At 63.4% G+C, this 23,720-nt stretch carries 18 protein-coding genes; 9 read left to right on the top strand and 9 right to left on the bottom strand.

Annotated features, from left to right (window positions below; translation table 11 throughout):
- Window positions 1-313: 313 nt before the first annotated feature.
- From THIVI_RS08495 to THIVI_RS08480, 4 genes are all read right to left on the bottom strand, one after another.
- Window positions 314-778, bottom strand: a complete 465-nt coding sequence (locus THIVI_RS08495) for an Hsp20 family protein (RefSeq protein WP_014778191.1) — start codon at window positions 776-778, stop codon at window positions 314-316.
- 152 nt (window positions 779-930) lie between these two features.
- Entirely contained in the window at window positions 931-1,554 is a 624-nt protein-coding gene (gene mobA, locus THIVI_RS08490) for a molybdenum cofactor guanylyltransferase MobA (RefSeq protein WP_014778190.1), read from the bottom strand.
- 77 nt (window positions 1,555-1,631) lie between these two features.
- Window positions 1,632-2,369, bottom strand: coding sequence for a carbonic anhydrase (locus THIVI_RS08485; protein WP_014778189.1), 738 nt, complete (start codon window positions 2,367-2,369; stop codon window positions 1,632-1,634).
- 157 nt (window positions 2,370-2,526) lie between these two features.
- Window positions 2,527-3,516, bottom strand: a complete 990-nt coding sequence (locus THIVI_RS08480; RefSeq protein WP_014778188.1) for a hydrolase — start codon at window positions 3,514-3,516, stop codon at window positions 2,527-2,529.
- Window positions 3,517-3,674: 158 nt separating this feature from the next.
- Here THIVI_RS08480 and THIVI_RS08475 point away from each other — a divergent pair, with 158 nt between their 5' ends.
- The 4 genes from THIVI_RS08475 (at window position 3,675) to glgX (ending at window position 9,614) form a co-directional block, all read left to right on the top strand.
- On the top strand, window positions 3,675-5,024 hold the full coding sequence (locus tag THIVI_RS08475) for a TolC family outer membrane protein (RefSeq protein WP_041447440.1): 1,350 nt from the start codon (window positions 3,675-3,677) through the stop codon (window positions 5,022-5,024).
- A gap of 16 nt (window positions 5,025-5,040) precedes the next feature.
- On the top strand, window positions 5,041-6,144 hold the full coding sequence (gene aroC / locus THIVI_RS08470) for a chorismate synthase (RefSeq protein WP_014778186.1): 1,104 nt from the start codon (window positions 5,041-5,043) through the stop codon (window positions 6,142-6,144).
- A gap of 82 nt (window positions 6,145-6,226) precedes the next feature.
- Complete coding sequence (locus THIVI_RS08465; RefSeq protein ID WP_014778185.1) at window positions 6,227-7,354, top strand: MFS transporter; 1,128 nt, start codon at window positions 6,227-6,229, stop codon at window positions 7,352-7,354.
- Window positions 7,355-7,517: 163 nt separating this feature from the next.
- Window positions 7,518-9,614, top strand: a complete 2,097-nt coding sequence (glgX, locus tag THIVI_RS08460; protein WP_014778184.1) for a glycogen debranching protein GlgX — start codon at window positions 7,518-7,520, stop codon at window positions 9,612-9,614.
- Between the two features lie 100 nt (window positions 9,615-9,714).
- Here glgX and THIVI_RS08455 read toward each other — a convergent pair whose 3' ends face one another.
- Window positions 9,715-10,380: a protein-L-isoaspartate O-methyltransferase family protein gene (locus THIVI_RS08455; protein ID WP_014778183.1), complete on the bottom strand. Its 666-nt coding sequence runs from the start codon at window positions 10,378-10,380 to the stop codon at window positions 9,715-9,717.
- Between the two features lie 271 nt (window positions 10,381-10,651).
- Window positions 10,652-12,352: a cation:proton antiporter domain-containing protein gene (locus THIVI_RS08450; RefSeq protein ID WP_014778182.1), complete on the bottom strand. Its 1,701-nt coding sequence runs from the start codon at window positions 12,350-12,352 to the stop codon at window positions 10,652-10,654.
- 421 nt (window positions 12,353-12,773) lie between these two features.
- Here THIVI_RS08450 and THIVI_RS08445 point away from each other — a divergent pair, with 421 nt between their 5' ends.
- Window positions 12,774-14,354 (top strand): glycosyltransferase family 39 protein, encoded by a 1,581-nt coding sequence (locus THIVI_RS08445; RefSeq protein WP_014778180.1) that lies wholly within the window; start codon window positions 12,774-12,776, stop codon window positions 14,352-14,354.
- A 282-nt stretch (window positions 14,355-14,636) separates the two neighbouring features.
- On the opposite strand, the gene THIVI_RS08440 is transcribed toward THIVI_RS08445, so the two are convergent.
- The 3 genes from THIVI_RS08440 to THIVI_RS08430 all read right to left on the bottom strand — a co-directional run bounded on the left by THIVI_RS08440 (window position 14,637) and on the right by THIVI_RS08430 (window position 18,865).
- The gene (locus tag THIVI_RS08440) at window positions 14,637-15,896 is read right to left on the bottom strand and encodes a bifunctional alpha/beta hydrolase/OsmC family protein (RefSeq protein WP_014778179.1); all 1,260 of its coding nucleotides are present in this window, start codon (window positions 15,894-15,896) and stop codon (window positions 14,637-14,639) included.
- A 122-nt stretch (window positions 15,897-16,018) separates the two neighbouring features.
- Window positions 16,019-18,052, bottom strand: coding sequence for a hybrid sensor histidine kinase/response regulator (locus THIVI_RS22690; RefSeq protein WP_014778178.1), 2,034 nt, complete (start codon window positions 18,050-18,052; stop codon window positions 16,019-16,021).
- Window positions 18,053-18,076: 24 nt separating this feature from the next.
- Window positions 18,077-18,865: a substrate-binding domain-containing protein gene (locus THIVI_RS08430; protein WP_014778177.1), complete on the bottom strand. Its 789-nt coding sequence runs from the start codon at window positions 18,863-18,865 to the stop codon at window positions 18,077-18,079.
- Window positions 18,866-19,118: 253 nt separating this feature from the next.
- Here THIVI_RS08430 and THIVI_RS08425 point away from each other — a divergent pair, with 253 nt between their 5' ends.
- From THIVI_RS08425 to THIVI_RS08410, 4 genes are all read left to right on the top strand, one after another.
- A complete protein-coding gene (locus tag THIVI_RS08425; protein ID WP_014778176.1) occupies window positions 19,119-20,348 on the top strand; it encodes a phosphatase PAP2 family protein in 1,230 nt (409 codons plus the stop codon).
- A gap of 242 nt (window positions 20,349-20,590) precedes the next feature.
- Window positions 20,591-22,411, top strand: coding sequence for an asparagine synthase (glutamine-hydrolyzing) (gene asnB / locus THIVI_RS08420; RefSeq protein ID WP_014778175.1), 1,821 nt, complete (start codon window positions 20,591-20,593; stop codon window positions 22,409-22,411).
- Between the two features lie 202 nt (window positions 22,412-22,613).
- Window positions 22,614-22,910 (top strand): antitoxin, encoded by a 297-nt coding sequence (locus THIVI_RS08415; RefSeq protein ID WP_217160968.1) that lies wholly within the window; start codon window positions 22,614-22,616, stop codon window positions 22,908-22,910.
- The gene (locus THIVI_RS08410; RefSeq protein ID WP_014778173.1) at window positions 22,910-23,308 is read left to right on the top strand and encodes a type II toxin-antitoxin system VapC family toxin; all 399 of its coding nucleotides are present in this window, start codon (window positions 22,910-22,912) and stop codon (window positions 23,306-23,308) included. The genes THIVI_RS08415 and THIVI_RS08410 overlap by 1 nt, the downstream gene beginning before the upstream one ends.
- The last annotated feature ends 412 nt before the right edge of the window (window positions 23,309-23,720 follow it).

The raw sequence follows: 23,720 nt of genomic DNA, 5'->3' as shown, positions 1-23,720 counted from the left end.
GTGGAGCGTCGCATCGCTGCGCGCATGGTAGCAGAATTTGGCAAGCCAGGCGGCACCGCAGCAGTAATTCTCAGTGTGGCCTCATGAAGCGAAAAACCCAGACGAATCATGCGAACAGTGAAGGGTTTCCCGTTCGTCCCGTGCCCTGAGCGGAGCCGAAGGGTCGAACCATGAACGGATGCATGCTGCCTTGGCCCTGCTTTCCGGGCAGAGAAGGCGAAACGGTTAGGGGCAAACTGGGAATTGCTGGCATCGCAGCCCAACGCCGGGATCAAGAACCCGGCGTTGGGCTGTCAGGTCAGTCGGCCGTCGATCAGGCCGCCTGGGCTGTGGCGGTCTCGATGACACGCCGAGCGCCGCTGTTGACCTCGATTTTACGCGGTTTCATGGCCTCCGGGATCTCGCGCCGCAGGTCGATGTGCAGCAGCCCGTTTTCCAGCCTGGCTTCGAGTACCCGCACGTAATCGGCAAGTTGGAATTTTCGCTCGAAGCTGCGATTGGCGATGCCGCGGTAGAGGAACTTCCGCTCGGTGGCATCCTCTTCCTCGGGGCGTCCGCCGGAGACGGTCAGGATGTTTTCCTTGGCCTCCAGATTTAGATCCTGCTCGGAAAACCCGGCGACCGCCATGGTGATGCGGTAGGCGTTCTCTCCGCTGACCTCGATGTTGTAAGGGGGGTAGCCGCCTGGCTCGGTGCGATAGGCAGTTTCGAGCGCGGAGGTCATCCGGTCGAAGCCGATCATGGAGCGGAACAGGGGCGAAAAGTCGATGGTTGTCATGAGACATATCCTCGGTTCGAGCAATATGGAAAAAGCGCGTTCAACGTGAACCGCGTGGTCTGCAAGCCTCTAGCGAGCGCCTGCGATGAATAAATTAGTGACGGTGACGAGGGGTGTCAAGGGGGATGGCGAAAATTTTATGTCAAGTCATTTCAGCCCGTCGACAAGGCTTGGATGAAGGCTGGCTCCAGTTCGCAAGCATCCTCAGGTGCGTTGAGATTGGCGAAACAGCCGGGGCGGTCGCTGAAATCGGCCAGGGCGACCCGGTGCTGGGCATGCCAGAGATCGACCTTACGCTCGCCGGCGGCGAGGAAGCCTCGCAGGTTCTCCGACAGCGCAACCGGCAACAGCGTATGCACGGATTGCCGTCGGGCGTTCGCGGTGGCGACCCCCAGTTCCGCGTCCTGTTCGATCACGGCTTGGGCGAGCCGCGCGCCCAGATCGGGCGGGGGTTGCGGGCCGTCACAAGGCAGGGTCAGGATCCATGCGGTACGAGCCGCGTGCATCGCGCTGAGAATCCCCGCCAGGGGCCCCTGAAAACCTTGCTCAAGGTCGGTGACTACGGGAAAACCGTAGGCGCCATAAGCGTCGAGATTGCGATTGGCGCTGATCAGCAGTGCGCTGACCTGGGGTGCCAGCGACCGGATCGCCCATTCCACCAGCGGCCGGCCGGCGAAGGGCAAGAGTCCTTTGTCCTGACCGCCCATGCGCCGCGCCTGACCGCCGGCCAGGATGACTCCAGTGATGGACTGCCTCGATGGTGGCAGGCTTGTCATGTCGACGCTCCGTCGGGAGATCCGCACCACGCCGGTCAGTGGATCGGCGCGGCCTGTCAAGCGGGCGTGGACGTCGATTACTCGATGACGACACGCGCGTTGAGGGTCTGAATCGGGCGGTTGTTGGGGTGTCCCATGACCCGAGCGAACTTGCCGATCTGTTCGGCGGAAGCCGTGACGGGCTCCTTGAGCACCAGCCAGATCACTCCCTCGGTACAGGGTGGGGTCGTCAGCGAGCCGTTGAAACGGTAGTAGTCGCGGTTTGCCGGGAGCAGCTTCTCGGCGGAGGCCAGGGCGGCGAGGTGGGTCTTGCGGTCGACCGTTTCGGGCATGCCCGCCCAGGGCACGATCAGCGCGGCGTTCTCGTCGCCTTCATCGAACATGACCGCGATCACGAGCAGGTTACCGTCCTGGTCGGCGTGGACCAGATGCGCCTCCATCGGAAACTCCCGGCCGCCGATATGATTTTCGCTCGGCGTGTGGAAATGGAATTGCTTCAGTTCGTAATCGTGTCCGTCCAGGGCGATCGAACTGCCGGCCTGATAGTCGACCTGGATGGTATGCCCGTTGTTGATCTCATCGCTGCCGCCGGGGCTGTAATGAAACCCGATTGGCGGGAGTTGACTGTCGACGACGTTAGTCAGATCGATCGGCGCCTGATTTTTACCGGTCTGGCAGGCGCTGAAATGGGGGTCGAGTTCGCCCCAATGCTCCGGCCCCTCGGTGCCGGAATAACCCCAATGCGCGCCATGACCCGCGAGCGCGAGTCCGCTGCCGGCCATGAGGGCCAGTGCCATGAGCGTGGTTCGGTTCATCTTTTTTCCTCGTTATCGTTGTGGGTTTCGGCAGGCCGACGCGAAGGACGAATGTCCGTTCGAGGCACAAGATTACAATAATTTACGCCAGGCATTGAGCATGTCGCGCAGGGCGGATCCAGGGCTTTGGCGATTCAGATTATTGGTCGCCAGGCGGTTATGGCGCGTGGTCGAGCCCCTTGGATCTATCGGGCCGGATCTCCCGCAGGCGTGACAGGATCCGCTGTTCGAGCCAGTAAACCGGGCGCCAGGGGAGGGTGCCCGCGATGAAACCCACATGCCCCCCATGGGCGGCGAGTTCCAGCGTCACCCCAGGGCCGAGTTCGTGCTCCCAGGGGATCGTGGTCGGGAACATGAAGGGATCGTCGGCGGCCTGGACGATCAGGGTCGGGGTCTCGATGCGGGACAGGAAGGGTCGGCAACTGGCGCGACTGTAGTAGTCGAAGACCCCGGCGAAACCGTGCAGCGGGGCGGTGATCCGGTCGTCGAACTGGTTGAAGTCGCGGATGTCGTCCAGATCGACCGGGAGCGGCAAGGGGCGATCCGCGAATTTACGCCGCAGGTTCGATTTGAGCCGGTTCAAGAGGTGGCGGCGATAGAGACGGGACACGCCAAGATCCAGCCGGAGCATGGCGTCGCGCAGAACGAAGGGTACGGAGACCGCGATGGCGGCGCCGATCGGCGGGCGCTCTGTCTCGCCGAGATATTTGAGCAGAAGATTGGCGCCGAGCGAGAAGCCGACCGCGGCGGCGAGCGGCTCGTCCTCGTCCTGGAGGAGCGCGGCGAGCACCTCGGCGAGATCCTCGGTCGCGCCCGAATGATAGGCGCGATCCAGCCGGTTCGGCTCGTGCGAGCAGCCGCGTAGGTGCATGAATATCGGCCGAAAGCCCGCGCGGGCCAGGGTCGCGACGAGGCTGCCCGCGTAATGGGACTCCAGATTGCCTTCGAGCCCATGCACGATCAGCACGCGCGGGCCGGTGGATCCGGCCAGCGCGAGGTCGATAAAATCGCCGTCGGCGAGTTCGATGCGCCGCCGGGTCAGATGCGCCGGGTGTCGGGGTCGCATCAGACTGGGCCAGAGGGTTTGCAGGTGCGCGCCGGGGAGCCACCAGGCCGGTCGAAAATCGCTTGTCGTGATGCTGCCCATTCGGATACCAGTCGCTCGTGATGCCTCGCGCCTTCTTTCCGCGCATTGAGGGTAAACCGTCATGTCGCCTATACTGCGCGCATTCCGCGCACGCCTGTCGCGCAAATCGTCATGGCGGCGGTCATGTCCCCGCCTGAACCAGGAAACCGAAACCGATGATGCGGAAACCTCTTCCGACCCTGATTGCCCTTCTGCTCTGTGGCTTCGTCCATGCCAGTCAGGCCGAGGATCTCATCCAGATCTACGACATCGCGGTCGAGAGCGACCCGACGCTCCGCGAGGCCGAGCAGACCCTGTTCGCGACCCGCGAGGTGAAACCCCAGGCACGCTCGCTGCTGATGCCCAACCTGAGCGTGACAGGCGATCTTGGTTATCAAAGCGTCGATAGCAGCGGAAACAATGCATTCGGCTCTTTCAGCCGCACCGACAGCTATGACACCCGGGGCTTGCAGGCCGTCGTCAATCAATCGGTGTATAACCGGGCGAACTGGATGACGCTCAAGCAGTCCGACAACGTGATTGCGCAAGCCGAGGCGCAATACCGCAACGCCCAGATCGACCTCATGGTCAAGACCACCGAGGCGTATTTCAATGTCCTGCGGGCATCCGACGCGGTCACGGTTCTGGAGGCGCTGTTGCGCGCCAACGAGCGCCAGTTGGAACAGTCCAAACAGCGTTTTGAGGTCGGTCTGGTCGCCATCACGGACGTGAACGAGAGTCAGGCCGCCTATGATCGCTCGCGCGCCGACGTGATCACGGGCAAGAACACGCTGAACAATGCCTGGGAGGCGCTACGCGCCATCGTGGGGCCGATCAGCGTTCCGCTGGCGCGGTTGGGCGAGCAGTTACCCCTGGCGCCGCCCGAGCCGAACGAGATCGACGCCTGGGCGACGACGGCCGTGCGGAGCAATTACGGCATCGTTGCCGCCAGCGAGGCGGCCAACGCCGCCAAGCGGACCATCGATATCGAGCGTTCCGGCTATTACCCCTCGGTCAGCGTGCAGGCCGGATACGACATGTCGCGTTCGGGCGCCGAGTTCAACACCGATTCCGACACGGGCTTCGTCGGGCTGTCGGTGAATGTCCCCATCTATCAGGGCGGGGCGGTGGCGTCGCGGACCCGTCAGGCGGGGTATCAATTCCGCGCCGCGCAGGATCGGCTCGATCAGGTGCGCCGACAGGTGGATCAGCAGGTCAAGGATGCCTTCCGCGGCATCCTCACGAGCATCGAGGACATCAAGGCCCGGCAGGCGGCGATCGTCTCGGCGCGCTCGGCGCTGGAGTCCACGCAGGCGGGTCTGGAAGTCGGCACGCGCACCCAGGTCGACGTGCTGAATGCACAGCGCAATCTGTTCCAGGCCGAGTTCGATTATCTGGACGCGCGCTACAACTACATCATCAACGGGGTCAAGCTGCATCAGGCCACCAGCACGCTGACGCGCGACGTGCTGGAAAAAGGCAATGCCTGGCTCAATCCCGCCGATGTCGTGCCGCCGCCCGCGGACTGAGCCGGGGCAGTCCATCATGTCCGGCAGCAGTTTCGGAAAACTCTTCGTCGTCACCGGCTTTGGCGAAAGTCATGGTCCGGCCATCGGCGGTGTCGTCGATGGCTGTCCGCCCGGTCTCGAACTCGCCGCCGCCGATCTGCAACGGGATCTGGACCGGCGCAAGCCGGGGCAGTCGCGCCATACCACCCAACGGCGCGAGTCGGACGCGGTCGAGATCCTGTCCGGCGTCTTCGAGGGCCGCACCACCGGCGCGCCGATCGGTCTCCTGATCCGCAATGAGGACCAGCGCTCCAAGGACTATTCCGAGATCGCCGAGCGCTATCGCCCAGGTCACGCGGACTACACCTACGATCAGAAATACGGCGTGCGCGACTACCGGGGCGGCGGGCGCTCCTCGGCGCGCGAGACCGCGATCCGGGTCGCCGCCGGCGCCATCGCCAAGAAATATCTGGCGGTGCGTCGCGGCATCGTCGTGCGCGGGTATCTGTCCCAGCTTGGTCCCATCCGCCCGCAAGGATTCGCTTGGGACGAGGTGGACCGCAACCCCTTCTTCTGGCCCTGCGCCGCCACGGTCGCCGATCTGGAAACCTACATGGACGCACTGCGCAAGGAGGGTAACTCCATCGGCGCGGCCGTGACCGTCGTCGCCTCGGGGATGCCGACCGGTCTCGGCGAGCCCATCTTCGACCGGCTCGATGCGGACATCGCCCACGCGCTGATGAGCATCAATGCCGTGAAAGGCGTGGAGATCGGTGCCGGTTTCGGCTGCATCGAGCAAAAGGGCACGGAACATCGCGACGAGATGACCCCGGACGGTTTTCTCTCCAATCACGCCGGCGGTATTCTCGGCGGTATCTCCTCCGGTCAGGACGTAATCGCGCGGATCGCGCTCAAGCCGACCTCCAGCCTCCGTCTGCCGGGACGCACCATCAATGCTCGTGGCGAGGCGACCGAGGTCGTCACCACGGGTCGTCACGACCCCTGTGTCGGCATCCGCGCGACGCCCATTGCCGAGGCGATGCTGGCCCTCGTTCTCATGGATCACCTGCTGCGTCAGCGCGCTCAAAATGCCGACGTGCGGCCGCCGACTCCGGCGATCCCGTCCGCGCCGCTGACGTAAACCGCGTCCGCTGCGAGGCTGGCGGCTTTCCGCAAGTCCGATGCGAGAGACACGCCTTGCAGGCTCGACCGGACGCGGTTTAATGCCCTACTGGCGTCTCTCCGCTTATTATCTCTGCTACTTCGCCTCGCTCGGCGCGCTTGTCCCCTATTGGGGCCTGTATCTCCAGTCCGAGGGGTTCGATGCGCTGGCCATCGGGCAGCTTCTGGCGATTCTGTCGGGCACCAAGATCGTCGCGCCCATGGTTTGGGGACACATCGTCGATCTGCGCGGACGACGGATGCCGATGGTGCGGCTCGGGGCGCTGCTCTCGGTGCTCGCCTTCGTCACGGTCTTTTTCGCCGATGGTTTCTGGAGCATGGCGGCGGCCATGGTGCTGTTCAGTTTTTTCTGGAACGCCTCGCTGCCCCAGGTGGAAGCGGTCACCTTCAATCATCTGCGGCAGCGGCCCACCGGCTATGCGCTGGTTCGGCTGTGGGGCTCGGTGGGCTTCATCCTGGTGGTGGCTGTGCTGGGTCTGCGTCTGGAACGGGATTCGCTCGCCATCGTGCCGGTCTGGGTGCTGATGCTCTTCCTGGGCGTCTGGCTGAGTTCGCTGACGATCCCGGACAGCGCGCCGGTCCAGGACGGTCAGCCGGCGCTGTCGCTACGCGCGCTCCTGCGGCGTCAAGAGGTACTAGCCTTTTTCGCGGCCTGTTTCCTGATGCAACTCGGCCACGGGATCTATTACGCCTTTTATTCGATTCATCTGGAAGCGGCCGGTTATTCGAGCGTCGCGGTCGGCAATCTCTGGGCGCTCGGCGTGATCGCCGAGGTGCTGGTGTTTCTGATCATGCATCGGCTGCTCGATCGCTTTGGCGCGCGCCGGGTGCTGCTCTGGAGTCTGGGTCTCGCCATCCTGCGCTGGCTGTTGATCGGCGCCTTCATCGATGTCCTGTCCGTGCAGGCGGTCGCGCAGCTTCTGCATGCCGCGACCTTTGGCACCTTTCATGCATCTGCCATTCATCTGGTCCACCACGCCTTTCCGGGGCGAACCCAGGGGCGCGGCCAGGCGCTCTATAACAGCCTGAGTTTTGGCGCCGGCGGCGCGGCCGGAAGTCTGCTCGGCGGACTTCTGTGGGACGGCTCCGGCGCGCTCGTCACCTTTGGCGTCGCCGCCGGGGCGGCGGCGGTCGGTCTGATCGTGGCTTGGCGCTGGGCCGATTTGTAAAAGGGATGAGACAGAATCCAGCATGTTATGATGGCATTCATCCAATTTATTCAGGCCACGACGTCGTGGGCGTCTCGCTGGATCGCCGAGCGCGGTCCCCAGCGAGTGTAAGCCGCGTCGTCGATTCCGGCCTCATCTCAGTCATTATCTCGCGCTTGTCACTATGCCAGCTTCCCATGCTCCCTATGCGATTTTCCCAGGGCGTCGCTATCCCTCTGGGGCCACCGTCGAGGATGACGGTGTCAACTTCTCCATCTTCAGCCGCCATGCCTGTGGCGCGGAGCTTCTGCTCTATGCGAGCGCGACGAGTCCGGAGCCCTTTCAGATCATCCGGCTCGATCCCCAGGTTCACCATACCTTTTTCTCCTGGCACGTTTTGGTAGTGGATCTGCCGCCCGGCACCCATTACACCTGGCGCATGGAGGGCCCGAGCGAACCCCGCGATCATGGCTGGCGTTTCGATGCGCGGATCGAACTGGTCGATCCCTGGGCGCGCGCCGTCAACGTCTGCGACTGGAACCGCTGGCGCCGTCAGCGTGACGGTGTACAGCCCCACGATTCGCCGCGTGCTCTGGTCCTCGCCGAGGAATACAACTGGGAGGGCGATATGCCGCTGCGGCTGCCTTCCGAACAAACCATCATCTATGAGCTGCATGTGGGCGGTTTCACCCGCCATCCCAGTTCGGGGGTCGAGCATCCGGGAACCTTTCTCGGCCTGATCGAGAAGATTCCCTATCTCCAGGAACTCGGTATCACCCACGTCGAACTCATGCCGGTCATGGCCTTCGACGAGCAGGATGTGCCCGAGGCAGTCTGGGACGCGGGTCTGCGCAACTATTGGGGCTACAGCAGTTTCGGCTTCTTTTCGCCGCATCCCGGATACTGCGTGACGCCCGAGCGGGGGACGCATCTGAGCGAATTCCGCGAGATGGTCAAGGCGCTGCATCGCGCGCGCATCGGCGTCATCATGGACGTGGTTTTTAACCACACCAGCGAGGGCGGGGTCGGCGGACCAACCCTGACCTTCAAAGGCATTGGCAACGAGACCTTTTATTGCCTGGACGGGATCGACAAGAGCCTCTATCTGGATTTCACCGGCTGCGGCAATACCGTCAACGCCAATCATCCGATCGTCGCCCATTTTATCGTCGACGCTCTGGAATATTGGGTGCGGGAAATGCATGTCGACGGTTTCCGTTTCGATCTTGCCAGCGCCATGGCGCGCGATGCCGACGGGCGTCCGATGGCCAATCCGCCGGTGCTGTGGGAGATCGAACTCTCCGACACCCTGGCCGCGTCCAGGATCATCGCCGAGGCGTGGGATGCCGCCGGCCTCTATCAGGTCGGCAGCTTCCCCGGTTACCGCTGGATGGAATGGAACGGCCGTTATCGCGACACCATCAGGAGCTTCGTGCGCGGCGATCCGGGGTTGGTCTCCGAGGTGGCGACCCGTCTGTCCGGGAGCAGCGATCTCTATCAGGCTAATTTGCGCCAGCCCACCAACAGCATCAATTTCGTGACCTGTCACGACGGCTTCACGTTGTGGGATCTGGTCTCCTACGAGCGTAAACACAATCAGGCCAACCGCGAGAAAAATCGCGATGGTTGCGACAATAATCTGAGCTGGAACTGTGGCGCCGAGGGCGAAACCAATGACCCGCAAATCCTGGCCCTGCGGCGACGACAGGCCAAGAATCTACTGACGCTGCTGTTCCTCAGTCAAGGCGTCCCGATGCTTCTGGCGGGCGACGAGGTGCTGCGAACGCAGAATGGCAACAACAACACCTGGTGTCAGGACAACGATCTCGGTTGGTTCGATTGGTCGCTGGTCGAGCAAAATACGCACATGCTGCGGTTCGTTCGCGGCCTGATCGCGTTCCGCAAGCGTCATCCGAATCTGCGCCGCCGCCATTTTCTCTCCGGCGAGGCGCAGCAGGGTTCGGATCTGCCGGACATCGTCTGGCACGGCGAAACGCTGAATGATCCGCCCTGGGGCGATCCGCTGGCGCAATCGCTCGCCTTCACGCTGGCTCCCGCGCGCCAGGACGAAGGGCCGCTGCATGTCATGATCAATATGAGCGAAGCGGCACGTCGTTTCGAGTTGCCCGCGCTGCCGGCCGTCCGCTGGGATCTCGCGCTCGACACCGGGCGCGCCTCGCCCACGGATATCGTCGATCCAACGGATCAGGTCGCTGTGGACATGACCCCGATGTTGCTGCGTTCGCGCAGCATCGTGGTCTTGGAGGGGCGTGGCTCTTAGGGCGTGCCATCATTAGAAGGGGAGATTAAGGACATCTCCACTGCTTGAGCAGGATACAGGCCTGTAGGGGTGAATAAATTCGCCCCTACGAGGAATCCAGCTAAAAAACAAAGCTTTCGGGCTCCACGACCTTGGCCAGGGAGGGCACGCAGGTCTCGAAAAGTGTCTCGCGGCTGAAATTTCGACCGCCGAGTCGGGTGATCAGCAGCGCCTCCATGACCGGCTCTTCGCCGACGATGCAGAACAGACGCCCGCCCACCGAGAGATGATCCTGGAGCATCGGCAGCGAGGCGTCCGTCGGCATCGAACCCGTGACGGCGATCGCCTCGAACGGGCCGCCCGCGATGGGGCCGGCCAGACCATCTCCCTCGCGTACCTCGACGCCCGCGAACTTCAGTGCCGCCAGCCGTTCGCGGGCCGCGGCGGCCAACGCCGGGTCGATCTCGACACTGATCACGCGCCCGCCCAGCCGGCTCAGACAGGCCGTGACATACCCGGTGCCGGTACCGATCTCCAGCACCTTCTCGCCGGGTCGCACGTCGAGCGCCTGCAACAGACGGCCGACGACTTTCGGGTCGAGCATGCTCGTCCCCGTGCCGATCGGGATCTCGATATCCGCGTAGGCCAGCCCGCGATAGGCATCGGGCACGAAAGCCTCGCGCGCAATTGCAGCCATTGCGTCCAGGACATGCTCGTCGAGAACGTCCCAAGGACGAATCTGCTGCTGGATCATATTGAAACGGGCAAGGTCGAAGCGGTTATCCATGTCTGGCGGGTTCTCCCGATCTCGTGATGATGACGCGGCTGATGAGCCTACTGAGTTTAGGCGTCAACGGCAATAGGTGCATTAAACCGCGTCCAGCGCGATATGCGTAATTTTCAGTTTGTGTTTGGCTCTGGGGATTTCACCAGCCTCAGTAGATGCGCGGTTTAAAATTTTATATTTTTTAATATCTTAAACCGCGTCCGCTCCGATATCGTCGATGCGGCCAAGGTTAATCCAATCCAAAAACATCGCATACCGCACTGGACGCGGTTTAATCGACCACCGGCGCATATCCCTGGCTGCGCACGCCCTGCAACAGATTGTCCACATCGTCCATCGGCACGCCGAGCATCTCCAGAGCCTCCGCCCCGAGGCGCAGACTGCTTTCGATCGCCTCGGGATAGGCGCGGGTTGCGCCCGCGCGGATCAGACTGGCGCAGGCCTCCAGATCGCGCGCCCGCGCGATCACTGGAACCCGCGGATAGTTCATCCGGATGTGCGAGACGGCTCGTAGCGCGGTCGGGCCGTGATCGATGGTCAGGATGACCAACGAGGCATCCTCGATCTGGGCGGCGGTGAGCAATTCCAGATCGCCGATATCGCCGTAATACACCGCGCGCCCGTCCCGCTCGCCCCGTTCGACATGCGCCGGATTGGTGTCGAAGGCGATATACGGGATATTGTTCACTTCCAGCAGGGTGGCGATGGTATGTCCCACGCGGCCATAACCGGCAACCACGACCCGTCCCTGGGAAGGGATTCCGGTCGCCTCTTGATCGAAGCACAGGGGGGCCGCGGTGCGACGCTCGGCGCGGATCGCCAGTGTGTCGCCGATCCGCACCAGCAGCGGCGTCAGCAGCATGCTGACCGAGATGACGCTGACGGCGATCACAAAGGTCGCCTCGTCGATCACGCCTAAAAGCTTGGCGGAACCGAACAGCACGAACCCGAATTCGCCGCTCTGCGCGAGCAGGAACGCGAGTCGGGTCGCGATCCCGCGGGACAGCCCGAAGACCAGCGCGATGAGAAACAGCACGGTCAGCTTGATCGCCAGGATGACCACGACGTGCTGGGTCAGCAGCCAGGGTTGCGCGGCAATGGCGGGCAGATCGATGGACATGCCGACAGCGACGAAGAAGAGGCTCATCAAAAGTCCTTTGAAGGGCTCGATGTGGGCCTGGATCTGGAAGCTGAAGCGGGTGGACGAGAGCAGCATCCCCATCAGGAAGGCGCCCAGCGCCATCGAGAGCCCGGCCCGATGCATGGCGCCGGCGGCGAGAAACACCGACAGCAGTACCACCAGCGCGAAGGCATCCCGATTGTTCTGACGCAGCAGACGCTCCAGCGCGAAGGGCAGGACATAGCGGCCGAGGATCAGAACCATCCCGATCATGGCGATGACCATGAGGAACTGCTCCCACCAGGGCGCGGCATTGGCGGTGACGCCCAGATCGGAAAAGAGCGGCACCAGGGCGAGCAGGGGCACCACGGCGAGATCCTGCATCAGGAGTACGGCAAAGGCGGCGTTGCCATGGCGGGTCGCGATATCGCCGCGTTCGTGGAGCAATTGCATGACCAGTGCGGTCGAGGACAGCGCCATGGTCAGCCCGATCAGCAGCGCCGCCTGCCAGGAGGCTTGATACAAGGAGATATAGGCCGCGATGGCACCGCCGCACAGCAGAATCTGCACGGTCCCCAAGCCGAAGACCTCCCGGCGCAGCGCCCAGAGACGCTTGGGCTGCATCTCCAGACCGATCACGAACAGCAGCAGTACCACGCCCAGTTCGGTGAAATGGCGGACATCCTCGACATGTGGGGTGACATTGGGTCCGGGCGAATAGGGACCGACGGCGATGCCGGCGACCAGCAGTCCCAGAATCGAGCCGAGCCCGAGATGCTTGAACAGGGTGACAGCGAGTGCCGCCGCGGTCAGCAGTACGATGGCGGAGAGGACGAAGCTGTCTAATTCCATGGCGAGCACTTTACCAAGTTCCGGTTGGAAAGGGAGATCCGTGATGGACAGCGATGTTCAGTATCGCTTGGTGGGGCGAACGCTCCCGATCCACTGAATGTCCGCCTCGCTCAAGCCGGTCTTTTCCGCCAGCGGTTTGTCATCGGCGAGTTTGGTTGGTGTCATGGTCGCGATCCCTCGATCGGTTAAAATACCGCAGGCTCGGAAAGCGATCCGGTTGGCGGGTCACTGCCATTAAGTTAAGCCGTTCGTGGTGAGTTTAGTTAAGCCGTTCGTGGTGAGTTTAATTAAGCCGTTCGTGGTGAGTTTAATTAAGCCGTTCGTGGTGAGTTTATCGAACCATGAACGGCTTAACTTAATGGCAGTGGGGTGGCGAATCCGGCCGCGTTGCCGAGCGCATTCTAACAAGGCGGAAAACGGCATGACTCACGCTCTCACGGATCCACCGCGCATTCGGTCCTGGCGACTGCTGCTGCTTCTGATCCTCGCCATGACCGTCTGGAGGCTGGCGATTGCCGCCCTGATGCCGGTCACGCAGGACGAGGCCTATTATTTCGACTGGGCGCGCAGCCTGGCCTGGGGCTATTTCGATCATCCGCCGGGTGTCGCGTTCCTTGGACTCGGCACGCTGCTCGAACCGGGCTCGGCATTCATGGCCCGACTCGGCGGTTTGATCGCCGGGACGCTGACCCTGCTGGTACTCGCCCGTTTCTATCGCAACTGCGGGCTGACCGACAACCGGGATCTGACGCTCGCGCTGATCCTGGCCTTCGCGACCTTGCCCGGACTGGCCGGTGGCGTGCTGACCACGCCGGATACCGCGCTGGCGCTGGGTTGGGCGCTGGCCTTGCACGAGGGCGAACGCGCGCTGGCCGGGGAGCGCCGACGCTGGCTGACCGCTGGCGTGGCGATCGGGCTTGGCCTGCTCGGCAAATACACCATGGTGTTGATCGGCCCGATCTTTCTCTGGGCGATCCTGCGCGCGGACTGGCGGGCGTTGCGCACGCCCTGGCCCTATCTCGGCGCATTGATGGCGCTGCTGGTGTTCGCGCCGAATCTCCTCTGGAACGCGAACCAGGACTGGCTGACGATGCGCTTCCAGTTCGGACATGGTTTCTCGACCGAGATGGGGCCGCTCGCCTCGGCGCCCGCCGGCGCCATCGACCATGCCGGCCCCGAGTCTCCCGGCGCGCGTCTCGCGAGCCTGTTCGGCTATCTTGGGACGCAACTGGCGTTCTGGGGGCTGATTGGCCTGCCGCTGCTGCTGGCTCCCTGGCTGGCGCGCTGGGGCAAGTCCGCCCGGCTGGATGGCGATCCTCCATCCAGCCCCTCGGAACGACTGGCTCAATCGCCGGCGTTCCTGCCGCATGCGCGCGTGCTGCTGAGCGCGGCGACCGTTTTCCCGCTGGGCTTTTTTGCCCTGGTCGCGACCATGAGCGACGTGGAGGCCAATTGGCCGATCATGTATCTGCTCACGGCCGCGCCGCTGGCGGCGGTCTGGTTGCGACGGGTGCGTCGCTGGGTCTTTGCGGCCGCGGCGGTCAATCTGCTGCTGGTCAGTCTCTATGCCGTGCATGCCGCGACCGGCGCGCTCCCGCTACCCGACAGCCAGAATCGCATCCTGCGCGAGACCCATGGCTTCACGGAACTGGCACGGATCGGCGCCGAACTGGACGCTCCCGTTTATGCGGATCGCTATCAGACTGCGGCCATGCTGCGTTTCCATCAACCGGATCTGGACACCAGTCAATGGCCCGGCCTGACCCGTCCATCCGAATATCTGCGGGGCCAGATTGCTCCGCGCGTGGATCCCGAGACGGTGGCCGGTCCCTTCTGGCTGGTGACCCGATTCGGCGCGCCGCCGGCCATCGCGGGCTTTAGCGTCGAGACCCAGCGGACGCTGTTCGATTGTCCGGCTGCGCCCTTGCGCGAAACCCCAGTCACACCCTGTCGGCATCCGCTGCATGTCTGGCATCTGTATTGTTACACGCCTGTTCGCTGAGAGGGCGCGCATCCTTTTCGAACAAACGGCTATTGCGTTGATTCTTAGGTGATTTCCTGGAATGACTTTACCGATTTCCGTTCGTCCTGAGTCCTGAGCGGAGCCGAAGGGTCGAAGGACGGGCGGAAATCGTGCTCCGAGGTCGACATTGCATCCGTTCATGGTTCGACAAGCTCACCACGAACGGATGCAATGTCACCACGCCGGACGTAGGAGCGAGTTTCAAATCCGCTCCTACGACAGGATATGTCTGGATCTCAGGTGCGAAGGCTATACTTATTTTTACTCGTGACTGAGAGGTGGTTCGTCCTCCTCATACCGTGTCTGAATCAAGGGGCCGGATTCAAGCGTGCGGTGCACCGGGCAACGATCGGCGATCTCCAGCAGCCGCGCGCGTTCCGCCGCGCTGAGATCGCCGTGGATGTTCAGCCGCTGAAAGATGCGTTCGCCCCTGCCGGGTTGTCCGCGATCCGTGCGATTTGGCGCGTCGTCGCGCTCATGCGTCAACCGCACCTCCACGTCGTCGAGACTCAGGCCCTTGCGGTTGGCATACATCCTCAAGGTCATTGAGGTACAGGCCCCCAAGGCCATCAGCAACAATTTGTAGGGCGAGGGACCCAAATCGGAGCCGCCGAACGACTTGGGTTCGTCGGCCAGGCATTGATGACGGTCGGTATAGAGACCGCGCAGAAAGCGGGTGTCGATTTCGGTGACCAGCACCTCGCCAGGGGCAACCCTAGGCGCGGTGCCAGTGCTGGGCTCGAAGTCATGCCGCCCGAGCCCCAGATACCGGCTGGCCCAGGCGACCAGGGTTTCGGCGACATATTCGGCATCCTCGCGGTTGCCGAGCATGTGATCGGCCTTGTCGAGCGAGATGAAGCTCTTGGGATGACGGGCGGCCCGATAGATCTTGGCCGCTTCGTCGATGGAGACGATCTCGTCGAGCGGCGAGTGAAAGACCAGGAGCGCGCGGTTCAGGTGGCGGATATGGTCGGCGGAGCCGTATTGCGCCAGATCGTCGAGCAGTTGTTTGCGGATCCGGAAGCGGCGCAGGCCGATCTGGACCTCGGCCTCGCCGGTGGCCTCCAATTGGCCTCGCGCCCCACTGAACAGGTGTTGGACATGATCCGGAGTCGCCGGGGCGCCGATCGTCACCACCGCTTCCACCGACGGCAGTTGGTGCGCGGCGGCCAGCACCGCTGCCCCGCCCAGACTGTGGCCGATCAGCAGCGCGGGCGCCTGAAAATCGGTCTCTAGTTTGCGCGCGGCGGCCAGCAGATCCTGGACGTTGGACGAAAAGTTGGTGTTGGCGAAGTCGCCATCGCTGTTGCCAAGCCCGGTGAAGTCGAACCGCAGCGCGGCGATCCCGCGCGCGGCCAGCGCGCGGCTGATGCGGCTGGCGGCGGCGACATCCTTGCTACAGGTAAAGCAGTGCGCGAACAGTGCGTAGCGTGCGGTCGGCACCCGATCGGGCGGCGTTTCCAGAAGACCCGCAAGGGTCTGACCGGCGGTATTCGGGAATTCGAGTTTGATCCGTGACATTCCAAATCTCTCCAGCGTGGTGCTTCTCTCGTGTGGTGGTCGAGCGCGCGTTTCCCTGGAGGTCGGGGTTTGCGGCGGGCGAATCCAGTTGGCCGATGATGCCAGCGATGGCGGGCGATCGCTCAGGAAGCGGGAGCGGCGGCGGTCGTCGCGGCGAACAGTCGACGCACTTCGGTGTTCAGGGTGGCCAGCCTGACCGGCTTGGAGAGGTAACCGTCCATGCCGGCGGCGAAGCAGCGGTCGCGGTCTTCCTGCATGGCGTTGGCGGTCATCGCGATGATCGGCAGGCGGGCCGCGCCCCGAGCGGCCTCATGCGCGCGGATATGGGTGGTGGCGGTGACGCCGTCCATTTCCGGCATCTCCATGTCCATCAGCACCAGGGCATAGTCGGCGCTGGCTAGTTGTCGGAGAGCCTCGGCCCCGTTGTTGGCGAAGTCATGGCTCAGGCCCAGCCGGTTCAGCATCGCGCCGGCCAATTGTTGATTGACGCTGTTATCGTCGACCAGCAGCACCCGCCCGGCCACGAGGCTGGCGAGCGTCTCCTGTGGGCCGGATGGTGCGGCATCGGTCGCGCGTTCCGGGATCGATTCGGCTTCACGTAGCCTGAGCCAGAATCGGAAAACGCTTCCCACATTGGGTGCGCTCTCGACATCGATTCCGCCGCCCATCGCCTCGATCAGTTCCTTCGAGATCATCAGCCCGAGACCGGTGCCGCCAAATTTGCGCGTGATCGAGTCATCGGCCTGGCTGAAGGGTTGGAACAGGCGGGCGATCCCCGCCGCGTCCATGCCGATACCGCTGTCGCGGACACTGAAAACGATGCGTTGATCCTCCCGCGCGATGCACAGATTGATGTCGCCGTGCGCGGTGAATTTGATCGCGTTGACCAACAGGTTGATGAGGATCTGCCGCAACCGGGTCGGGTCGCCGACGACGAAACGTGGCAGCTTGGGGTCGATGTTGGCGGTAAATTCCAAACCCTTGGCGGTGGCGCGATCGCCGACGATGGTTTTGACTGCCTCGATGGCGGCGTGAAGATCGAAGGCGATCTGTTCCAGCGTCATGCCGCCGGCCTCGATCTTGGCGTGATCGAGCACCGCGTTGATCAGCTCCATCAGGTGCTTGCCCGAGCTGCCGATGAGGTTGACGTAATTCTGGTGCGAGGGCGCGAGCGGCTCGGCCTCCAGCAATTCGGCGAAACCGATGATGGCGTTCAGCGGCGTGCGCAGCTCGTGGCTCATGCGCGACACGAATTCCGATTTGGCGCGGCTCGCGCGTTCCGCCGCGTCCTTGGCGACCCGCATTTCCTGAGCGCTGTTGGCAAGCTGCCGATTGGCCTGGCCGATGCGCTTGAGGAAGATCCAGCCGGCCAGACTGGTGAGCAGGATCACGAGCACGATCAGCGAGAGTTCGACCGCCTTGAGGCGATCGCTTTGCAATTGCAGGGCGGTTTCCAGATTCCGCAGTTGTTCGCTGCTATCGAAGAACAGCCGGTTGGCGTTTTCGGCGATGCGCTCGAAATAGGGCGGAATGTGCTTGATGAAGAGATCGATGTCGACGTGCAGATCGAAAAAACCTTGCAGGTCTTCGCGCTCCTGGAACTCCCAGCTTCTGACCAGGATGTCTTCCAATTCCTGGGTCTTTTCGCCCAGCGTGTCCAGGAGCGGGGCGATCTCGATCAGTTCCATGACATGGCGGTCATTGTCCTGGTCGGGGCGATAGGCGACCTCGCGGACCATTTCGTCGCGCCCTTCGAGATTCAGTTGTACCTCGCGCCGGACGGTTCCGCCCTGCTTCAACACGTTCAGATCGTGCCGCAGCTTCTCCATCTGATGTTCGATTGACAGATTCACCCGTCTCAGCCCGGCGAGATTCGAGGTGGACGCCATCCGGTAGAGGTCTTTTTCGATACCGTGGATACCACGGACGATTTCCTCGCCGATAAAGAGTCGCGCCCGCTCGTTCGTGCTGCGCGCATTCAGCTCCGCCTGCAGGTCGGAAAAGACCACCCGTAACCCCAGCAGCAGTGTCAGACAGAGGATGAAAACGCCGAACAACCAGCGGATGGAGGTGACGGCGACATCCGGAACGACCGGAAGCGCCGTCTGGCCGGTGTCGGTTGCCAGGCCAGCGGGAACGCGGCGGGTGTGATCCATCGCCAGTGCGTCGGACGGACCGGGTTAGTGGTCGCTTACGGTCTGGTTGTCGAGGAATCCGTGCTTGCGGAAGATCGCCTGACCCTCGTCCCCGGCGGCAAAGTTCATGAAGCCGCTTACCAGTTCGGGATGCTTCGCGCTGTTCAACTGAATCAGCAGCAGCGCCTGAGGCTTGGCAAGACTCGGGTCGAGGTCGATGACTTCGAGGCGTGCGGCGTTGTCCGGAAAGAACCCCGTGGCGCGCCAGGCCAGGGTGACATCGGCTTCCTGTTTTTTCATGGCGTTCATCAGGCTGCGCGAGTCGGGGGCGAGGAAAGCGGCCGCTCTTAAGACCTTTTGATAGATTCCCAGTGCGTCCAGAATCGCCTTGGCTTCCTGGCCGACGCTGCCCGATTCCGCGTTGCCGACGATGGCGATCAGATCCTTGCGCAGGAGTTCGCGCGGATCGGGCTTGACCTGTTTCGGATTGCCCTTTTGCACCATCAAGGCCATCTGGTTGTAGCCGACGGTGGCAAAGTCGCCCAGCAGTCCCTCCGGCTGGTGTTTATCGCGATAGCTGGGCTCGCCGGGCAGATACCATTCGCCGACGCCGCTCTTCTTCGCGGATTGATAGAGGTCTTCGGAGCCGCCCTGGGCGATGGTGATCTTGACGCCTTCGCGCTGCTCGAAGATCTGAGCGATTTCGGTCATGGGCCGCACCATGGTGATGCCGCAGTAGAGCAGAAGTTCTGGCCGGTCGCCTTGCGCGAAGGCGCTTCCAGCGCTCAGGATGGCAAGGGTCAGGATGACGATCCGGCGGAAAAATGAGAGCATCGTTTTGGGCCTTCGTGACGTGATGGAATGCGGCGTTTGCGAGTGGACACGACTCCCGCGATGAGTCAGCGGAGATCATGGCGGGGGCGGCCTTGCAGAGCATGATCCGCGATGGTAGTCGCGATAGGTGCGGTGGGCAAGGCGGGTACCCGCGCCGCGTGCACGAAGGGCGCGGCGTCACGCCTTCGATTGTGATTCCCGTCTCGAATCGTTACCCTCTCGCCTCTTTCACTTCACCGCCACTCGGGTTCAGGTGCAGACACTCGCCGCCACACGCCGTTACTGGCTGCCTCAGCTCATGGTGCTGATCCTGCTCGCCCTGATCGGCACGCTGCCATTCTGGTGGACCGATCTGGATCTGCGCGCGGCCTCGGTCTTTTATCACCCGGAGGCGGACGATCCCTGGTTCGAGTCCCGCCGGGTGCTCTGGCTCTTTCTCTATCAGACCGCGCCGCTGCTGATCGGCCTGATCCTGGTCGGGAGTCTGACGACGCTCTTTGCGGGCTTGCTCTGGCCGCGGTACAAGCGGCTGCGGATCCATGCGCTGTTCCTGATCGCCACGGCCATCCTCGGTCCGGGACTGACGGTCAACGCGCTGCTGAAAGACCACATGGGGCGCCCGCGTCCGCATCAGGCGGTCGAGTTGGGCGGCGTCCAGGCCTATCTGCCGCCGCTGGCCGTGGGCGAGGCGGGGAAGGGAAAGTCCTTTCCCTGCGGTCACAGTTCGGCCGGTTTCATGCTGGGCGCCTTTTTTATGATCTGGCTGCGCCGCCGCCCCTGGCTCGCCGGCCTGGCGCTGCTCGGATCGCTCGCCCTGGGAACCCTGCTCGGAATCGGGCGCATGACCGCCGGGGATCATTTTCTGTCCGACGTGATCTGGTCGGCCGTCATCGCTTATGGGATTGCTTTTATTCTCTATTATTTCGTGCTGCGGATTCCGCAACGCGAATTCGCGCGCGAAGCGGACGCCGGAGGAATGGCGGCGACGCCATCCCGACCCTTACGCTATCCGGTGGCCGCTGGGCTTGCCTACGGACTCGCGGTCGCAACCATGCTGTTTGGCGTGTTGCTGGCAACGCCGGTCCATGAAAACCGCTCGCACGAGGTGATTGCGGCGGATGATCGGGCGTCGCCCCGGACGCTCCGCCTGATTGCCGACACCGCCCAGGTCACGCTCGCCTGGCACGACTGGCCGGACCGCTCGGCCCTGATTCTGCTGAAAGGGCGCGGTTTCGGTCTGCCCGGCACCCGGGTTCGGGAGCGTCTGGAGGAGCGCGATGGGGTGCTGACCTTTGAGATTGCGCACACGGGTTTTTTCACCGAGAAGGACACGACGCTGACGGTTGGGGCGGTTCCGGGCGCCTGGGATCGCATCGAGGTCGCGACCGGCGTCGGCGACATCCGCGTCTATCCGCTGCCGCCCGCGGCGCCGACGCTCGATCTCAAGACCGGCGACGGTCAGGTGCGGCGCGATATTCAATGAGGTTTTCAGGCGAATTCCGGAAATGACTTTACCAAGCGTCAAACCCCGTAGGAGCCCGCTTGCGGGCGACGGGTGGGGCACACGGAAGGCATTATGGCGTGTCAGGTCGCCCGCAAGCGGACCCCTACGGGTAAGATCTATCACGAAAATTGCCTTTAATCGCGTCAGCTCCAAGGTTTTTCGTTCCCCGCGAGGCTGGCGCGAGACGCCAGCAACGCACCCCCACCCGGACGCGCTTTAAGATGTGCGGCATCGCCGGCTTCATCCTGCGCGACGGCCAGCGGCCGGACCCCGAGCAACTCACGCGCATGGCAGCCCAACTCGCCCATCGCGGGCCGGACGATCATGGCATCTACTGTGCCGGTCCGGTCGGTCTGGCGCAGACACGCCTGTCCATCATCGGTCTGGCGACCGGGCATCAGCCCATGGTCTCCGCGGACGGTCGGCTGGCGCTGGCGGCGAACGGCGAGGTCTATAACTATCTCGAACTGAACGCGGCTTTGCGCGAACAGGGCCGCCAGACGCGCACCGATTCGGACTCCGAAACCATCCTGCACGCCTACGCGGTGCACGGCCTCGGCTTCCTGACCCAACTGCGCGGCATGTATGCCTTTGCGCTGCACGACGCGGACGCCGGGCGTCTGATCCTCGGGCGCGACCGGCTCGGGATCAAACCGCTCTTCTATGTCCGCCTGCCCGACCGCATCGCCTTCGCCTCCGAGATCAAGGCGCTGCTGCCGATCCTTCCCGAACGGCCCCAGGTGTCGTCCGGCGCGCTGCGTCAGTTCCTGCAAAATCAATTCGCGAGCGGCGAGGACACCCTGATCGCCGGGATCCGGCGTGTCCTGCCCGGCGAAGCACTGATGATCGACGCGGATCTGCGCATCGCGCGCCATCGCTACTGGTCCGCGCTGGAGATCGCCCCGCGCGCCATTGGCTTTGAGGAGGCGCGCGCCGAACTCGATGGACTGATGGACGCCGCGATGCGCGAGCACATGCGCTCGGATGTGCCCTTCGGGCTCTTCCTCTCGGGCGGGGTGGATTCGGCCGTGCTCGCCGCCATGCTGCACGCCCACGGCGCGGGCCGCATCAAGAGCTTCTCGGTCGGCTACCGGGGCACCGCGATGCCTCACGAATTGGACGAGGCGGCGCGGGTCGCCGAGCATTTCGGTCTCGATCATCGGCCGCTGGAGCTTGAGCTGGGACAGGTCTTCGGACGCCTCCCGCACAGCATCTGGTGCGCCGATGAGTTGATGCGCGATTATGCCAACCTGCCCACCTCGATCCTGGCCGAAACCGCCGGGTCCGAGCTGAAGGTCGTCTTCTCCGGCGAGGGCGGGGACGAGGTCTTCGCCGGCTATGGCCGCTATCATCCGCGCCCTGCCGAACGCTGGTTCAAAGCCATTCTGCATCCTGGCAGCGGCGGTTTTCGTACGCGCGGACAGTGGTCCGGGCAGTGGTCGCGACGACTGTTTGGCCCGGCGCTGCGGGCGGTCGCCGACGCGGATCGCGCGCCCTTTTTGCGCGCCTGGGACGAGACGCCCGCGCACTGGTCGGACATGCAGCGGCGACAGTACACCGATTTAGTCACGGCGCTACCGGACAACCTGCTGGTCAAGACCGACCGCATGCTGATGGGGTTCGGGGTCGAGGGACGGGTGCCCTTTCTGGACCATCGGCTCGTCGAGTTCGGTCTGTCGCTGCCGGATGCGCTCAAGGTCCGCCAGCACCAGGGGAAATGGCTGCTGAAACGCTGGGCCGAACCCCGGTTACCGCCCGGTCATCTGGCGCGCCCCAAGCGCGGCTTCCATGTCCCGGTCGGCGACTGGCTGCGGGGCGAGGTAGCCGCACAGGTCGGCCGACGTCTGGCGCGCAATCGCGGCATCCGCGACTGGTTCCGGGTCGAATCCATTCCGGCGCTCGTCGCGTCCAGACAGAAAGGGCAGGGCGGCGGTCGCGAACTTTTCGGACTGATGCAGTTCGCCATCTGGCACCGGTTGTTTATCGAAGAGTCTGGACTCAAGCCCGCGCCGGATGAGGATCCGTTGGAGTGGATCGGGTAGATGGGTAGAACGGCCACGGGATAACGCTGATGACTGGCACGGACGCCGATTGGCCGTGAAACCCATCGTTCATGGTTCCAACGCCTGATGAAAACGCACCGCCAAACCGGGGGCGTTTTGCGTGGCGCGGCCCTGAACCCTTGCGCAAGGTTCGATCATATTCTCTATGCCAGACGCGGTTTCGCACACTCCAATATCTTGCATGGACGGCTTGCCATGCCCTAAAGTACATACGCCGTACATCCTTGATTCAGAGCTGGCCATGCACATCACGAGAGCGTTTAAAAATGGCAATTCGCAAGCCGTGCGGATCCCCGCCGACCTGGCCTTTGAGCGGACGGATATTGAGCTGGAAATTGAGCGACATGGCGACGAGCTGCGCATTCGCCCCGCGCGCCGGTCGTTGGCGGGCGTGTTGAGCAAGTTTGCTCAATTCTCTCCTGACTTCATGGCGAACGGTCGCGGCGATCAGGATCAGGATGATCGGGAGTTGCTGTGATGCCGCGCTACATGCTCGATACCAACATCTGCATCTACCTCATCAAGCATCAGCCCGAAAGCGTCGCTCAACGCTTTGCCCAATGTGCGGTCGGCGAGGTGGTGATGTCCGCGATCACGTTCGCCGAGTTGGAGTCTGGCGTGGAGGTATCGCTCCATCCGCAACAGGAACGCGATCATCTGGACAGTCTGATTCAAGACATCCCGGTGGCGCCCTTCGCAGCGTCGGCGGGTCGCGCCTATGCGTCGATCAGGCTGGCGACGCGCGACAGTCGGAAAGATGCGCTCGACAAGCTGATTGCGGCCCATGCGCGGTCTCTCAATGTCACGCTCGTCACGAACAAGACGCAAGACTTCGCCAGATACCCCGGCGTCATGATCGATAACTGGCTGATATAGCTGGTAGATGCCGCATGGAGTGTATCGTGCCCTTGCGCGGAGAGCCGGCGGGCCAGGCGGCGCGGCAATTGGGCGTCGATCAGCGAAAGCCGGGGTCACCCATTGAGCGGAATGCGGCAACCTACGTGGTAACGGACGCCGCCGAAAAACAGAGCATCCATCAGCAATTCCAACTTTGGCCGGTCGCGACCGGCAATCTCCTGAAGCGCCCCTGGGAGCGCCGGCTTGCAGCCGGCATCTGGGGAGTCCGACTTGCAGTCGGTCGAATCGGCAGGGCTTCCCGCGCTGTCGGTTGGCTTCGCCAGTGCCGACAACCTGTCGGCGACCCCAAGGGCCGGCTGCAAGCCGGCGCTCCCAGGTCTCGACCCGCCCAGAGTGCCTCGGCCATCCAAATTTGGAATCGCTGAGCATC

The organism is Thiocystis violascens DSM 198 (assembly GCF_000227745.2).
In the GTDB taxonomy this organism is placed as follows: Bacteria; Pseudomonadota; Gammaproteobacteria; order Chromatiales; family Chromatiaceae; genus Chromatium; species Chromatium violascens.
This window is presented reverse-complemented; position numbering and strand designations above follow the sequence as displayed.